At 67.7% G+C, this 13,932-nt stretch carries 21 protein-coding genes; 3 read left to right on the top strand and 18 right to left on the bottom strand.

The window, feature by feature from the left end; all coding sequences use genetic code 11:
* Positions 1–44: 44 nt before the first annotated feature.
* From flhB to flgC, 5 genes are all read right to left on the bottom strand, one after another.
* Positions 45–1,109, bottom strand: a complete 1,065-nt coding sequence (flhB, locus tag QBJ92_RS07155; RefSeq protein ID WP_277968995.1) for a flagellar biosynthesis protein FlhB — start codon at positions 1,107–1,109, stop codon at positions 45–47.
* A gap of 4 nt (positions 1,110–1,113) precedes the next feature.
* A complete protein-coding gene (locus QBJ92_RS07160; protein WP_277968996.1) occupies positions 1,114–1,872 on the bottom strand; it encodes a flagellar biosynthetic protein FliR in 759 nt (252 codons plus the stop codon).
* Between the two features lie 4 nt (positions 1,873–1,876).
* Positions 1,877–2,140 carry a flagellar biosynthesis protein FliQ gene (fliQ, locus tag QBJ92_RS07165; RefSeq protein WP_277968997.1) on the bottom strand — a complete coding sequence of 88 codons (264 nt, stop codon included), beginning with the start codon at positions 2,138–2,140 and terminating at the stop codon, positions 1,877–1,879.
* Positions 2,140–2,466 (bottom strand): flagellar hook-basal body complex protein FliE, encoded by a 327-nt coding sequence (locus tag QBJ92_RS07170; RefSeq protein ID WP_277968998.1) that lies wholly within the window; start codon positions 2,464–2,466, stop codon positions 2,140–2,142. The genes fliQ and QBJ92_RS07170 overlap by 1 nt, the downstream gene beginning before the upstream one ends.
* 170 nt (positions 2,467–2,636) lie before the next feature.
* Entirely contained in the window at positions 2,637–3,044 is a 408-nt protein-coding gene (gene flgC, locus QBJ92_RS07175) for a flagellar basal body rod protein FlgC (protein ID WP_277968999.1), read from the bottom strand.
* A gap of 136 nt (positions 3,045–3,180) precedes the next feature.
* Between flgC and QBJ92_RS07180 the strand changes: the two genes are divergently transcribed.
* The 3 genes from QBJ92_RS07180 to fliP are packed head-to-tail and all read left to right on the top strand — an operon-like array spanning position 3,181 to position 4,446.
* The gene (locus tag QBJ92_RS07180) at positions 3,181–3,420 is read left to right on the top strand and encodes a FliM/FliN family flagellar motor switch protein (RefSeq protein WP_277969000.1); all 240 of its coding nucleotides are present in this window, start codon (positions 3,181–3,183) and stop codon (positions 3,418–3,420) included.
* Positions 3,417–3,725, top strand: a complete 309-nt coding sequence (locus QBJ92_RS07185) for a FliO/MopB family protein (protein ID WP_277969001.1) — start codon at positions 3,417–3,419, stop codon at positions 3,723–3,725. Before QBJ92_RS07180 ends, QBJ92_RS07185 begins: the two co-directional genes overlap by 4 nt.
* Positions 3,718–4,446, top strand: coding sequence for a flagellar type III secretion system pore protein FliP (fliP, locus tag QBJ92_RS07190; RefSeq protein WP_277969002.1), 729 nt, complete (start codon positions 3,718–3,720; stop codon positions 4,444–4,446). The genes QBJ92_RS07185 and fliP overlap by 8 nt, the downstream gene beginning before the upstream one ends.
* Positions 4,447–4,455: 9 nt before the next feature.
* On the opposite strand, the gene QBJ92_RS07195 is transcribed toward fliP, so the two are convergent.
* From QBJ92_RS07195 to motA, 13 genes are read right to left on the bottom strand one after another with little or no spacing between them, the layout of a single operon-like run.
* Positions 4,456–5,067 (bottom strand): PilZ domain-containing protein, encoded by a 612-nt coding sequence (locus tag QBJ92_RS07195; RefSeq protein WP_277969003.1) that lies wholly within the window; start codon positions 5,065–5,067, stop codon positions 4,456–4,458.
* A gap of 19 nt (positions 5,068–5,086) precedes the next feature.
* On the bottom strand, positions 5,087–5,527 hold the full coding sequence (locus tag QBJ92_RS07200; protein WP_277969004.1) for a hypothetical protein: 441 nt from the start codon (positions 5,525–5,527) through the stop codon (positions 5,087–5,089).
* A 2-nt stretch (positions 5,528–5,529) separates the two neighbouring features.
* Entirely contained in the window at positions 5,530–6,387 is an 858-nt protein-coding gene (locus tag QBJ92_RS07205) for a flagellar motor protein MotB (RefSeq protein ID WP_277969005.1), read from the bottom strand.
* Between the two features lie 5 nt (positions 6,388–6,392).
* Complete coding sequence (locus QBJ92_RS07210) at positions 6,393–6,713, bottom strand: hypothetical protein (RefSeq protein WP_277969006.1); 321 nt, start codon at positions 6,711–6,713, stop codon at positions 6,393–6,395.
* Positions 6,714–6,724: 11 nt separating this feature from the next.
* Positions 6,725–7,261 (bottom strand): chemotaxis protein CheD, encoded by a 537-nt coding sequence (locus QBJ92_RS07215; RefSeq protein WP_277969007.1) that lies wholly within the window; start codon positions 7,259–7,261, stop codon positions 6,725–6,727.
* Positions 7,258–7,647: a response regulator gene (locus tag QBJ92_RS07220; RefSeq protein WP_277969008.1), complete on the bottom strand. Its 390-nt coding sequence runs from the start codon at positions 7,645–7,647 to the stop codon at positions 7,258–7,260. The genes QBJ92_RS07215 and QBJ92_RS07220 overlap by 4 nt, the downstream gene beginning before the upstream one ends.
* Positions 7,648–8,688 carry a protein-glutamate methylesterase/protein-glutamine glutaminase gene (locus QBJ92_RS07225; RefSeq protein ID WP_277969040.1) on the bottom strand — a complete coding sequence of 347 codons (1,041 nt, stop codon included), beginning with the start codon at positions 8,686–8,688 and terminating at the stop codon, positions 7,648–7,650.
* On the bottom strand, positions 8,688–9,566 hold the full coding sequence (locus tag QBJ92_RS07230) for a CheR family methyltransferase (protein ID WP_431358376.1): 879 nt from the start codon (positions 9,564–9,566) through the stop codon (positions 8,688–8,690). The genes QBJ92_RS07225 and QBJ92_RS07230 overlap by 1 nt, the downstream gene beginning before the upstream one ends.
* Positions 9,563–10,138, bottom strand: coding sequence for a chemotaxis protein CheW (locus QBJ92_RS07235; protein ID WP_277969009.1), 576 nt, complete (start codon positions 10,136–10,138; stop codon positions 9,563–9,565). The genes QBJ92_RS07230 and QBJ92_RS07235 overlap by 4 nt, the downstream gene beginning before the upstream one ends.
* Positions 10,135–12,312: a chemotaxis protein CheA gene (locus QBJ92_RS07240; RefSeq protein WP_277969010.1), complete on the bottom strand. Its 2,178-nt coding sequence runs from the start codon at positions 12,310–12,312 to the stop codon at positions 10,135–10,137. Before QBJ92_RS07240 ends, QBJ92_RS07235 begins: the two co-directional genes overlap by 4 nt.
* A complete protein-coding gene (locus QBJ92_RS07245) occupies positions 12,309–12,674 on the bottom strand; it encodes a response regulator (protein ID WP_277969011.1) in 366 nt (121 codons plus the stop codon). Before QBJ92_RS07245 ends, QBJ92_RS07240 begins: the two co-directional genes overlap by 4 nt.
* Positions 12,671–13,000, bottom strand: coding sequence for an STAS domain-containing protein (locus QBJ92_RS07250; RefSeq protein WP_277969012.1), 330 nt, complete (start codon positions 12,998–13,000; stop codon positions 12,671–12,673). The genes QBJ92_RS07245 and QBJ92_RS07250 overlap by 4 nt, the downstream gene beginning before the upstream one ends.
* Positions 12,975–13,859, bottom strand: a complete 885-nt coding sequence (gene motA / locus QBJ92_RS07255; protein ID WP_277969013.1) for a flagellar motor stator protein MotA — start codon at positions 13,857–13,859, stop codon at positions 12,975–12,977. The genes QBJ92_RS07250 and motA overlap by 26 nt, the downstream gene beginning before the upstream one ends.
* Positions 13,860–13,932: the final 73 nt, after the last annotated feature.

Here is a 13,932-nt window from a genome sequence, read left to right on the forward strand (position 1 = left end):
CGGAATAGTCGATCACTGTGATCGGATCAAGCCGTCGCCGCGCTTCAGCCGCGTTCGCGCGCGAGCCGCAGGACGTAGCCGATCACTTCGGCGACGGCGGCATAATGTTCGAGCGGGATCGGGCGGTCGATCTCGGCGCTGGCGTGCAGCGCGCGCGCGAGCGGGCGGTTTTCGACCAGCGGCACGCCCGCCGCAGTCGCGACTTCGCGGATCCTGAGCGCTACCGCATCGGTGCCCTTGGCGACGACGATCGGCGCGGAGCCCTTGCCGTGATCGTAGCGCAACGCGACCGCGAAATGCGTCGGGTTGGTGATGACGACGCTCGCGGTCGGCACCGCCGCCATCATCCGCCGCCGCGCGCGCTGCATCCCGATCGCGCGGATCTTCGCCTTGATCTTGGGGTCGCCTTCCTGCTGCTTGTGCTCGTCCTTGATCTCCTGGAGCGACATCCGCATCTTCGCCATCCAGCTGCGCCGCTGCCAGACGAAGTCGAATAGCGCGATCGCGCCGACGAGGATCGCGACCGAGCGGATCAGTTGCGCGACGATCCCACCCGCGAGCGTCCCGATCGCCATCGGATCGAGACCGACCATCACCGCGAACCCTGGTACGAACGGCCGCAGTGCGACGAACGCGATCGTGCCGACCCCGATCAGCTTGGCGAGCGTCTTGGCGAATTCGACCAGCGCGCGCGGACCGAGCAGCCGCTTCGCCCCCGCGATCGGCGACAGCTTCGACCATTTGGGCGCAATCCGCGACCACACCAGCATCGGCCGCGCCTGCACCACCCCGCCGATCAGCGCACAGCCGATCAAGCACGCGAACAGCGGCAGCAGCGCGGCAAAGGTCGCGCCGAACAAGGCGGTCAGCAGCGCGTGCGCGCCGTCGGGCGCGAGCGGGACCGCCTCGGCATTGCCCCACAGATGCGCGAGACCCGTGCCGAGCCGCGCGAAGGCGATCGTGCCGACGCTGCCGGTCGCGATCAGCATCGCGACGAAGCCGAAGGCGTGACGCAGCTCGGGCGCCTGCGCGACGTCGCCCTTCTTGCGCGCGTCCTCGAGCCGTTTCTCGGTCGGGTCGTGGGTCTTCTGGTCCTTGTCACCGGCCATGCGATCAGCCCCAGACGCGCTGCATCGACTGCGCCATCGCGGCGGCAAAAGCGGTCAGCGTCGCCCCCGCGGTGCTCGCGGCGATGCCGAGCCCGAGCAGCAGGTTGAGCGGCTGCGCGATGAAGAACAATTGGATGCTCGGCGCGACCCGCACCGCGAGCCCGAGCGCCACGTTGAACACGATCCCGTAGACGATCAGCGGCGCCGCGAGCGACACCCCGAGCATCATCGTATCGACCGCGACCCGCACTGCAAGCTGCGCGAGGTCGGCGGCGGGGAGCACGGTGCCGACGGGAAACGCGGTGTAGGATCGGATCAACCCGCCGATCCACAGATGATGTACCCCGCTCGCCATACACACCACCGCCGCCGCGACCGCGAGGAAGCGCGACAGTTCGGGCGCGCTGCTGCTTTGCGCAGGGTCGAAGATGACCGCAGAGGACAGCCCGACTTGCAGGCTGATGATCGACCCCGCGATCGAGATCGCGAGGAACATCAGCCGGATCATCAACCCGAGCGCGAGACCGGTGCCGAGTTCCGCGGCGATCGTGCCCGCGAGCGCGGCATCGCTGCGCCCGGCCAGCGGCAGCACGGCGGGCGACAACAGCCCCCACAGGCCGAGCGTCATCCCGCCCGCCGCGAGCAACCGCACGCGCGGCGGGATCGCGTCTTCTGAAAACACCGGGAGCAGCATCAGCACCGCGCCGACCCGCGCGAACAGGATCAGGAAGGCGGTCGCCTGGAGCGGGAACTGGTCGAGCATGCGCTCAGCCGTGCGCGACGTGGTCGGCGATGATGCGCATGAAATCGCTGAGCGCCGCGCCGATCATCGGTAGCGACAGGAGCAACATCGCCCCCATCGCGATGAGCTTTGGCACGAACGTCAGCGTCTGTTCCTGGATCTGCGTCAACGCCTGCAACAGCCCGATCGCGAGGCCCACGACGAGCGCCGCGCCAAGCATCGGACCGGCGACGGTGAGGATCAGCACCAGCGCGGCGCGCGTTATCTCGATCGCGGCAGCGGCGTCCATCAGATCTGCATCCGCATGATGTCGCTATACGCGCCGACGACACGGTCGCGCACCGCGACCATCGTGTCGAGCGCGCTTTCGGCCGCGCCGATCGCGGTGACGACGTCGATCAGGTCGCCCTTCCCCGCGATCTGCTTGGCGGACGCGGTTTCGGCGGCGCGCAAGCCCTGCCCGGCATCGCCGACGAGGTGCGAGACCAATGCGCCAAACCCGCCGCCCGCGTCAGGTTGCTCGACGCCCGCGAACGGCGGCGCGGCGTTGCCGAACGGTGTTACACCGGCAGCGCGGCCGTAGGCATTGGTGGCATCGAGAGCCCCGATCGACATCGATGGTATTCCTTGTTTGAGCGTTAGTGTTGCGTGATTTCAAGTGCTCACCCCACCCCGCCGTCATGCCGAACTTGTTTCGGCATCCACCGGGCAGCGCGTCCAACGTCCCGTCGGGCAAGACCACAGTGGATGCTGAAACGAGTTCAGCATGACGCTTGGGTGGGCCATTACTTGAGCAGATCGATCGTGCGCATGGTCATGCCGCGCGCCGCCTCGATCGCGTTGAGATTGGCTTCGTAGGAGCGTTGCGCCGCCTTCATGTCGGCCATTTCGACCAGACCGTTGACGTTGGGCGTCAGCACATAGCCGCGCGCGTCCGCCGCCGGGTTGCCCGGCTGATAGACGCGCTGGAATTCGGACTTGTCGGTCGCCACGCTACCGACCTTGACGGTCGTCGCGCCGCTCGCGCGGTCGACCTCCGCCTTGAAGGTCGGAACCCGGCGGCGATAGGGCGCGCCGCCCGGCGTGGTCGCCACCGAGCTCTGGTTGGCGAGGTTCTCGGCGATGATCCGCATCCGCAGCGATTGCGCGCGCAGACCCGAGGCCGAAACCGATACCGTGCTGTCCTGCCCCATGTGCGTTCCCGATCCAGACCGCGGGGGGCAGGCAAGGATTGCCGCCCCCGAGACCCTTATAGGCAAGATTTTCCGGGTCGGGTCCGGGTCGGCCCGATTTCGCTTCTATAAGTCTGGGCGAAAGGGGGACTGCTGCATGTCCATTCTCGAATCCGTGCCGGTCGAGGTCTCGATCGTCCTTGGCTCGGTCCGTTTGCCGATCCGCCAGGTGCTCAAGATGAGCCGCGGCGCGACGATCGCCTTCGACTGCGGGCATGACGATCCCTCGCGCATTTACGCAAATGGCACGCTGGTCGCCAAGGGGCGGATCCAGGTGACCGGCGAGCGGATGGCGATCGAAGTCACCGAAGTCGTCGCGCGCGGGGTTCAGGCATGACGCTGCTCCCGCTGCTCCGGATGATGGGCGCGCTCGCCCTGGTGCTGGGCGGGCTGGCGGGGGCGCTGTGGGCGGTGCGGCGGTTCGACCTGCGCTTGCCGGGACGGATCGGTGCGGCCCCGCGCCGCGAGCGCCGGCTCGAACTGGTCGAGCGGATCACCGTCGATCCACGGCGGAGCCTGGTGCTGGTCCGCCGCGACGGGCGCGAGCATCTGCTGCTGATCGCGCCCGAGGGGCATCTTGCGATCGAGGCGTTCGACGCGGTGCATTTCGGCGCGCTGGTGACGGAGGCGACGCATGCGTAAGCGCGCGTTGCTCGCCATGGTCGTGCCGCTGGTGCTGCTGCCGACCGATGCGCTCGCGCAGGCGACGCTGTCGCTTGGCGGAGGCGGATCGATGAGCGGCAAGACGATCGGGCTGGTCGCGATGCTGACCGTGCTGAGCCTTGCGCCCGGCATATTGATGACGATCACGTCGTTTACGCGGATCGTCGTCGCGCTGTCGCTGCTGCGGACGGGCCTTGGTGCGCAGGGGGTGCCACCCAACCCGGTGATCATCAGCCTGGCGCTGTTCCTGTCGCTGTTCGTGATGACTCCCACGTTCGAGAGCGCGTGGCAGGCGGGGGTAAAGCCCTATACCGAAGGCAAGACGACCGAGGCGGTCGCGTTCGCGGCGACCGCCGCGCCGTTCCGCACCTTCATGCTTAGCCAGGTGCGCGATGACGATGTCGCATTGTTCAACGGCCTGTCGCGCACGCCCGCGGCGAAACGTGCCGACGTGCCGCTGGCGACGCTGGTGCCCGCATTCATGATTTCCGAGCTGCGCCGCGCGTTCGAGATCGGCTTCCTGTTGCTGTTGCCGTTCCTCGTCATCGACCTCGCGGTGTCGGCGGTGCTAATGGCGATGGGTATGATGATGCTTCCGCCCGCGACGGTCGCCTTGCCGTGCAAGATCATCTTCTTCGTGCTGGTCGATGGCTGGGCGTTGGTCGCGGGGTCGCTGGTACGGAGCTTTGCGACGGGGTGAAGCCAGAGCTTACCCCCGCGCGGAAAAGCGCGTGGCGGTGTCCTGCGACCAGGCGGACAGTGTGGCGAACGGGATCGGCTCGGGAAAGAACAGCCCGACCGCGTCTGGCTTCGACCAGCGCACCACCGCCGGAATCTGGCCCAGGCCCGCGGCTTCCAGCCGCACGCTGGTGTCGCGCGGAAGATCCCCCACGCCGCCGATACAGGCGCCGCGCTGGCCGATGTCGTGGAGTCGCGCGGACAGGACACGGCCCGTCACGCGCAGGATCGCGGGACAATCCGCGCTGAGCCGCGGGCTGCGTTGGCGCAATTGCCCCGGTGCGGAATGCCCGAGCAGCATCTCGCTTTCGACCTGTTCGGCAAAGGCGATCCCCGCCGCATTCCCGGCGACCCACGCTACGGTTCCCGCCACCAGGGTGGTGCCGCGCAATTCCACCGAAATCGCATCTCCGACCGCGATCGGCGCGCGGATCTCGATCTTCGCGCCGCCCCGCGACAGGTTGCGGATCCGGCACACCGTGTCGCCATGCGGCGTGACGACGCGACCCAGCAGCAAGGTCGTGACGAGCCGGTCGTCGCGTGCCTTGCGGCGATCGTTCGCCATCGTTTGCGGATCGTTCATCCCACGTCCTCGTGACTCATCATGCAGGAACGGCCTGCGTCACCGCTACACGCCGCACTACACCGCGGCCAAAAGCTTCGGTCGCCGCATCCAACGTCACGCGGCGAAACACATCGATATTGGGTAGCGCGCCGTCCCGCCCCGCCGCAAGCGGAATACGATAGGTCCGCATGTTGATTGCATGTTGCAGATACGGCAACTGCGCGGTGACGCGCGCGGCCTCTTCGGTCGGCACCTCGAGTTGTTCCTCGAACGCGACATAGCCCGACAGGCGACCGTCGGGCAGCACCAGCGGCGCGGTCATGCGCGGGAGCGGGACCAGCGTGGTCTCCACCTTCGCCGGTTTGCTGGGCCCAGCGGCGGCGGGCGGCCCGAGGACCTGGCGCACGCCGAACCCGCTCGCGCCGCCGACGCCCGCGCCGAGCAGCAGGATGAGGAGTGGAAGCAGGATCTTGCCCATCGTCAGAACTTGAAGCTCGCGTCGCTCGGCAAGGCGGGTTTCTCGCCCTTGACGACGATCGTGATCCGGCGGTTCTCGGGGCGGTCGGGCTGGTCGGGATAGACCGGCTCGGTCGCCGCCATCGCGACGACGCCCGCGATCCGGTCCGGCGTCAGCCCGCTCGCGAGCAGCACCGCGCGCGCGGCGAGGGCGCGTTCGCCCGACAGACGCCAGTTCGCTTCGCTTTGCCCGCCCGCCCCGTCGGTATGCCCCTCGATCGTCAGCCGCGCGCCACCTTTGGCGAGCTTGGTCGCGATCGTCGCCATGCGGCCGGCCGCAAAGGCGTTCAGCTTTGCGGTGCCGCCCTGGAACATCGGGCGGTTGGCGGTGTCCATCAGCGTGATCCGCAGGGTTTCACCGTCGGCCTCGACCTTGCTCGCGCTGGTCGTCTCGCTCGGTGGCAGCGTATCGAGCGCGACGCGCAATTCCTGCGCGAGCACGCGCAGCGACGCATCGGGAACCGTGGCGGTCCCGCCGCGCGCGACGCCGGCGCTTTGCGCGTCCATCGCGGGAACGCCGCTTCGCTTGGCCGCATCCGCGTCCATCTTGCGCGCATAGCCGCCATTGCCCGGGCGTTCGCCCGGATTTTCCCCGAACCCCGACGCGGCCGTGACCGGCGGCGAGGGCGTGAAATACTCGGCGAGCCCCTTCAGCCGTTGCTTGTCGGGATTGCTGATCAGCCACAACAGCATGAAGAACGCCATCATCGCAGTCACGAAATCGGCATAGGCGACCTTCCACGCGCCGCCGTGGTGGCCGCCGCCGGACTTCTTGATCTTGCGGATGACGATCGGGCGCGCATTGGGTGCGGCGCTGGCCATATCGGTCAGCCTTCGCGCAGCGCGGCGTGCAACCGCTGATGCACGCAACCGAGCCGGACCGGCGCGATCGCGGCATGGATGTCGCTACCCGCGGCGAGCCGCTCGAGCACCGCTGCGGTTTCGTCGGTCGACTGGACGATCATGTCGAACGCCTGGAGCTGCTCCAGGAAATGCTCGACGAAATAGGTATCGCCGACGAGCGCCTCGGCCAGTGCCTCGACACGGTTGCGGACACGCCGCAATTCATCCGCGATCGCGGTGTGTAGCGTCGCCATCACGGCAGCGTCGGCGCAGGGTTCGGCGGGAGCGGTGGCGGAGAGGGTCATCGGCCTTACCATCAAAAGAGTTCGATTTCGCCACACCCAGCCGGTATGCGGGGCGTGATCGGCGGCGGCAGCGGGCGGTCGGCGACGGTCTTGCACCGCACCTTCCCGTCATAGGGACGGAATTCGACCTTGCGCGCCAGCGTCCCGCCGGTGTCGCTCTGGCCGACGGTAATGCCTTCGGTCGTGAGGAAGCGCTTGGCGAAGGCGGCATTGGCGGACCCGATTCCGCCGAGCCCCGCGATGATGTTGGCCCCGCCGTACAGATTGGCGCGCAACCGGCTGCGCTCCGCCCCCGCCTTCATCATCGCGTTGATCAGCAATTCCATCGCATGGACCCCGTAGCGCTGCAGGTCGACGTCGCGCAGTTGCTGGTCGGCCTGAGGCTCCCCCAGCAGGAAGTGGTTCATCCCGCCGATCCGCGCCTCGGCATCGTGCAGACAGACCGCGATGCACGACCCCAGCAATGTCGAGATGATCGCATCGGGTTCCCGTACGACAGCATGCTCGCCCTGGATGATCGCAATACGGCGCGCGGCCAGTGCGCTCATGTCAGCGCACCGAAGACGCGCTCGATCTTCTCCTTCAGCGCGGCGGGCGCGAATGGCTTGACCAGATAGTTGTTGACCCCGAGCGCCGCCGCCTTCTGCACGATCTCGCGATCGGAAGATCCGGTGAGCATGATGAACACCGTCTTGGCGAGCACCTCGTCGGTGCGGATCGCGCGCAACAGGTCGATCCCGTCCATGTCGGGCATGTTGTAATCGGAAATGACGAGGTGGACGCGGTCCGTGCGGATCGCGGCGAAGGCTTCGCTGGCGGACCCCTTGTCGCGGATGTCCTTGAAGCCGAAATCCTGGAGCGCACGCCGGATCATCGCGCGCATGCTCGCCTGATCGTCGACCACCATGACCTTGATTGCTGACGCGGCAGGCATTTATCGCTCCCTATGCTGCCCGTCGCGGCAGGCGGCGAGAATTGCGCCGGCCATTTGCGACAGACTGACTTCCTGATCGACCGCGCCGGTTTCCAGCGCAACTCGTGGCATTCCCCAGACCACGCAGCACCCGCGCGTCTGGCCGAAGGTCCGCGCCCCGGCCTGGCGCATTGCGAGCAAGCCGCGTGCGCCATCGTCCCCCATTCCCGTCAGGATCGCGCCAACCGCCTTGGCACCGAGCGGTGCGACCGAACGGAACAGCAGGTCGACCGACGGACGGTGTCCGTTGACCCGGTCCTCGGGGATCAGCCGGACCTTGCCCGAAAGACCGCCGTCGAGAACCATGTGATGCGTCCCCCCCGGTGCAATATAGACGGTTCCCGGCAAGACCGGCGCGCCGTCCTGCGCTTCGCGCACGGTCACCGCGCAATCCCGGTTGAGCCGGTCCGCGAAATTGGCGGTGAAGGCCGCGGGCATGTGCTGGACGACCAGCACGGGCGGGCAATCCGCCGGAAATTGCGGCAAGATGTGGAACAGCGCTTCCACCCCGCCAGTCGATGCACCGATCGCGATGAGGCTCGGGCGGAACCCAGTGCGCGCCGTGCCCGTCGCGGCGCGCCGCTGGACGTGGGTGCGCCGCGCGCGCGACGCGGCGGCGTCGCGCACCGTCTGGCACAGCAAGGCGGCATCCGCTTGCCACCCCGCCGGGCCGCCGGTCGGCTTGGCGACGCAATCGACCGCACCCAGCCGCAGTGCCTCGATCGTCGTCGCGGCGCCCGTCGCGGTCAGCGACGAGACCATCACGACCGGCATCGGGCGCAACCGCATGATCCGTTCGAGGAACGACAGCCCGTCCATGCCGGGCATCTCGACGTCGAGCGTGATGACATCGGGGTTGAGATCGCGGATCAACGTCCGTGCGGCATGTGGCTCGGGCGCCGTGCCGACGACTTCGATCAGCGGGTCGGACGACAGGATCCGCGTCAGCGCCGCGCGCATCGCTGCGCTATCGTCGACGATCAGGACGCGTGTGCGCACCATCATGCCGCTCCCTTGGGTTGGTAGATCGTTTGGCCGCACGGCCGCATCCGCTCGGCCGCGCTGCCGATCAGCCGTTCGGAATGGCCGATGTACAGGAAGCCGTCGGGCGCGAGCAGGTCGACGAGCCGCGCCTCCAGCTCGGCCTTCGCGGTATCGTCGAAATAGATCATGACGTTGCGACAGAAGATCGCGTCATATTGCTGGCGCATTGGCCAGGGTTCGAACAGGTTGAGCACGCGCGCGGTGATGAGCCGACGCGCCGTGTCGCTGACGCGGAAGCCCCCGTCGTCCGGAACGAGCCAGGCCTTGCGATACGCCGCCGGGATCGGTTCGACCGTCGTGTCGGAATACCAGCCGCGACTGGCCGCGGCGACCACGGGCGGCGAGATGTCAGTCGCGAGCAACCGTACGTCCCGGCCCTGCATCCAGCGCGCTTCACTCGGGGAGTCGCCGAGCAGCGTCATCGCGATCGAATGGACTTCCTCGCCGCTCGAGCAGCCCGCCGACCAGATCCGCACCGGACGATTCGCTGCCCGTGCGCGCAAGCGCGGGAGCACGGTTTCGCGAAAATGCTCGAAGTGATGGTTCTCGCGGAAGAAGTGCGTGTGGTTGGTGGTGAGCGCGGTCACCATCCGCCGCCGCTCCTCCGGATCGCGCTCGATCAGCGCGACATAGGCCTGGAAACTGTCGAGCTTGTTCTCGCGCACGCGTCGCGCGAGCCGCGAGTGCACCAGCGATTTCTTGGCGATCGGCAAATGGATCCGCGCATCGCTCTGCATGATCCGCGCCAGCGCGGTGAACTCGGCATCGCCGAGGACCGGGAGCCCGTCGGTCGTGCCCACCTCGATCGGCGCGGCGGCAAGGCCCGAAAAGCTCACGCCGCGAGATCCAGGCCGCCCGGGACCGACGCAGGGGTGGCGGCGGCGGCGTCGTGCAGGCCATGCGCGCCGATCGCCGATGCGGCCGTGGCGGCGGTGCTGGTCACGGTCAGCGCGTCCAAATCGAGCATCAGCACCATGCTCGACGCGGCGGCATCGCCGTCGCCCTCGCTGCCGCGCGTGGTGATCTGCACCAGACCGGCGATCACGTTGGTATCCTGGATCTCGACGTCGGGCGCGGGCTGAATCGCGTCTTCCTTGATCGCGACGATGTCGTTGACCTCGTCGACCAGGAACCCGGCCTGCTTGCCCGCGATGCTGACGACCAGCACACACGAGCGACTGTGGATTTCGCTCGGCGTCCAGCCGAGGCGTTCGGCCAGCCCGACGATCGGCACGACCGTGCCGCGCAGGTTGGTCACGCCAAGGATGTAGCTCGCCACGCTCGGCAGCGGGGTGGGCGGCGCCCATTCGCGGATCTCGATCAGCGAGCGCATGTCGATTCCGAAGGTTTGTTGGCCAAGTGCGAACGTCACCATTTTCAGTTCGCCGGCATTTTCCGTCATGCTCATGCGGCAAGTCCTCGTGTCAGGGTGCGGGAAAGGGGAGCGACGAGCGCGTCGACGTCGAGGATCAACGCGATCGAGCCGTCGCCCAGGATCGTGGCTCCGCCCAGTCCGCGGATCGGGTGGAGGTTCTGTTCGAGACTCTTGATCACCACCTCGCGGCGGTCGTCGATCGTGTCGACGATCAGGCCGACCTTCCCGGCAGTCTCGCTCTCGACGATGATGACGAGCGATTCCTCGGGCGGCAGCGGGTTCGGGTCGGGCAGGCCGAAGGTCTGGATCAGGCGACGCACGGGCAGATAGGTGCCGCGCACTTCGATCACTTCGCTCCCCGGCGTGGTCGATCGGACCTGGCCCGGTTCGGGGCGGATCGCCTCGACGACATGCGCGAGCGGAAGGACGAAGCGCTGCCCCGCCAGCCGCACGACCATCCCGTCCAGGATCGCGAGCGTCAGCGGCAGGACGAGCGTGAAGACCGTGCCACGCCCCGGCGTGGAGCTGATGTCGACGCGCCCGCCGAGCGCCTCGACGTTCGAGCGCACCACGTCCATCCCGACGCCGCGCCCCGAAATGTTCGACACGGTCGTCGCGGTCGAGAAGCCGGGCGCGCAGATCAGCTGGTCGATCTCTTCATCCGACAGCACCGCATCGGCGCCGATCAAGCCCTTCTCGATCGCCTTGGCGCGAACGCGGGCGCGATCGATCCCGCGGCCGTCATCGGCGACGGTCACGATAATGCGTGCGCCCTTCTGCGCGGCCGACAGCCGGATCGTGCCTTGCGCGGGTTTGCCGGCGCGCAGCCGCTCGTCGGGGGATTCGATCCCGTGATCGACCGCGTTGCGGATCAGGTGAGTCAGCGGATCGCCGATCTTCTCGATCACGCCCTTGTCGACTTCGGTCGTCTCGCCCTGCGTCTCGAGCACGACCTGCTTGCCGGTCTCGGCGGTCAGGTCGCGCAGCATCCGTGGCACGCGATTGAACGCCTGGCGGATCGGCTGTGCGCGGAGCGACATCACCGTGTCCTGGATTTCGCGTGTCAGCCGGGCCTGTTCGGGGAGTTCGACGCGCTGCTGGTCCGCCGGCGACAGCCGGTCCGACAGGATCGACCCGCGGATGACGAGTTCGCCGACGAGATTGAGCAGCATGTCGAGCTTGTGCAGATCGACGCGGATCGTCTGCGAGGCGGTGTCCGCCGTGCGCGGATCCTGTTTTGCCGGCGCGTCGGCTGCAGTGGTTGCCGCCGTGGTGGTCGCGGCGGCGAAGATCGCGGGCGATGCCGCCTCGACGCGGTGGAGCAGATCGTGGATTGCGCCGGGTTCGCGCAGCGGCGCATCCGGTTCCACCGGCGCGGGCGGCAGCGGTTCGCCGTTCGTCCGCGTGACTTCGACGATCGAATCGGGCGCGACGAAGTCGAAACAGTCGCCGATCTGGTCCTCGCCGACATCGCCGGGCAGGCTGATCGTCCAGCGCAGATAGGCGTTCTCGGGGTCGAGGTCGCGGAGCGGCGGCAGCGCGCTCGTATCGACGCCGACGACCTGCGCGCCCATCCCCTCGAGTTCGCGGATCACCAGGATCGGCTCGGCGCCATTGGCCATCGCGTCGCGCGACGGCGCGAAGAGGATCGTCCATTCGGGATCGACCGGCATCGCGGGTGCGGCATCCGACCCGCCAAGATCCTCGATCGCGACCGTCACCGGCTCGAACCCGAACGGATCGATCTCCTCGGACACGGGGGCTTCGACCACGATCGGCACTTGGACCGGCGCGGGCGCCTCGACCATAGCGGGGGCGGCATCCTGTCCCGCGAGCACCGCTTCCAGCGCGGCGAGTGAGGCGGCGTCGTCGGGCAAGCCCATCGTGCCCTGCGCAGCCGCAACGTGATCCGACACCTTGTCGAACGCGCCGAGCATCACGGTGATCACGCTTTGCGTCGGGGCGATCCGCCCGGCGCGGATCTCATCGAGGACGTTCTCGAACCGATGCGCGAACGCGGTCAGCGCGGCATGGCCGAACGCCCCTGCCCCGCCCTTGATCGAATGGACCGCGCGGAACACGCTGGCGATCGTCTTGGGGCTGGTGTCGCCCCCCTGCATCGCCGCCAGTCCCTGTTCGGCGGCCAGCAATCCTTCGGCGCATTCCTCGAAGAAGATCGCCTGGATTTCATCGAGTTCGTCGCTCATGGGCACACCCGGCGGATCGCCGCTCCCAGCTTGGCCGCCTCGAACGGCTTGGTGATCCACCCGGTCGCGCCCGCCGAGCGCGCGCGCGCCTTCTTCTCGTCCGAGAATTCGGTCGACAGCACCAGGATCGGCGTCCCGCGGAACTGCGGCAGCGCGCGCACCGCCTCGATCAGCTCGAAGCCGTCCATCTCGGGCATGTTGATGTCGGTGATGAGCAGGTCCGGCTGCACCTCGTGCATCCGGGCGAGCCCGTGGACCCCGTCATTGGCGGATTCGATGCTGAAGCCCTGCGCGGTCAGCGAGGTTTTCAACAGCATCCGCATGCTGGCGGAATCGTCGACGGTCAGGATCAATTTGCTCACGATTGAACGTCCTCCTCGGCGGTGGTCGCCAGGGTGTGATTGAGACCGAGCGCCGCTATGCGCGCGGTGAAGGCGGGGCTGGGATGGATGATGGCGAAGGCGTGGCCGGAAGCCTCCGCGTCGATCCGCGCGGCGATCAGCAGCTGGAGCACCGCCTGCCCGACGCTTTCCACGCCGCTGGCATCCACGATGATCCGGTCGCCCAGATTGGCGGCGAGGACGAGCCGGACCTTGAGGTCCTCGGCGGTGACGGTGGTGCCGTGCGCGGGCAGGTGGACGGTATCCACCGCGCTGCCGGACTCAGGCTGGTTGAGCATTAAGGTCATTTTTTGCCTCGTCGAGTGCGGTCTCGAGTTGCTGGAACGTCGGCGCATGGTCCGACGGGGTGGCGCGGCGCGCGATCTCGATCGCGACCTGAGTCGGCATGCCCTGGGCGTGCGCGACGATGGCGGTCTTGGCGATGACGAACGGCTTGCCGTCCGCCTCGATTACCTGGAGCAGCTTCGACGCGAGCGGCCCGACCAGGCAGTAAGCGAGCAGCACGCCGAGAAAGGTGCCCACCAGCGCCCCGCCGATCATCGCGCCGAGCACTTCGACCGGCTTGTCGATCGACCCCATCGTCTTGATCACGCCGAGCACCGCGGCGACGATGCCGATCGCGGGCAAACCATCCGCCATCGCCTGGAGCGCGTGCTGCGGACCGAGCTCGTGATGGTGGTGCGCCTCGATGTCATTCTCCATCGCTTCGGCAAGCTGATGCGGATCCTCGAAATTCACCGTCATCATCCGCAGATAATCGCAGATGAACTCGATCAGGTGATGGTCCTTGAGCAGCCGTGGGAAGCGGTTGAACAGGCGGCTTTCCGCCGGCGTGTCGAGATGCGGTTCGATTGCGGTCGCCCCCCCCTTCTTGAAGGTGACGAGCAGCCCGAACAGCAACGTCAGCAAGTCGCGGTAATCCTGATCCTTCCACCGGCTGCCCTTGAACGACCGGAGCAGTCCCCCGCCCGCCTGCTTCACCACGCCGAACGGGTTGGACACGACGAACGCGCCGATCGCGGCACCCGCGATCGCCATCATCTCATGCGGCAGCGCATGCAGGATGATCTCCATCTTGCCGCCGCTCATCAGGAAGCTCCCGAAGACGCAGGCCAGAATGATCACGAACCCTACGCCATTGAGCATGTGCGGTGCCTCTCCCCCTCCCGACCGGCGACAGCGCGGTCTGGCAGATTATAGAGTGCGGTCGGGGTCGGCG

The organism is Sphingomonas echinoides (genome assembly GCF_029623395.1).
Taxonomy (GTDB): Bacteria; Pseudomonadota; Alphaproteobacteria; order Sphingomonadales; family Sphingomonadaceae; genus Sphingomonas; species Sphingomonas echinoides_A.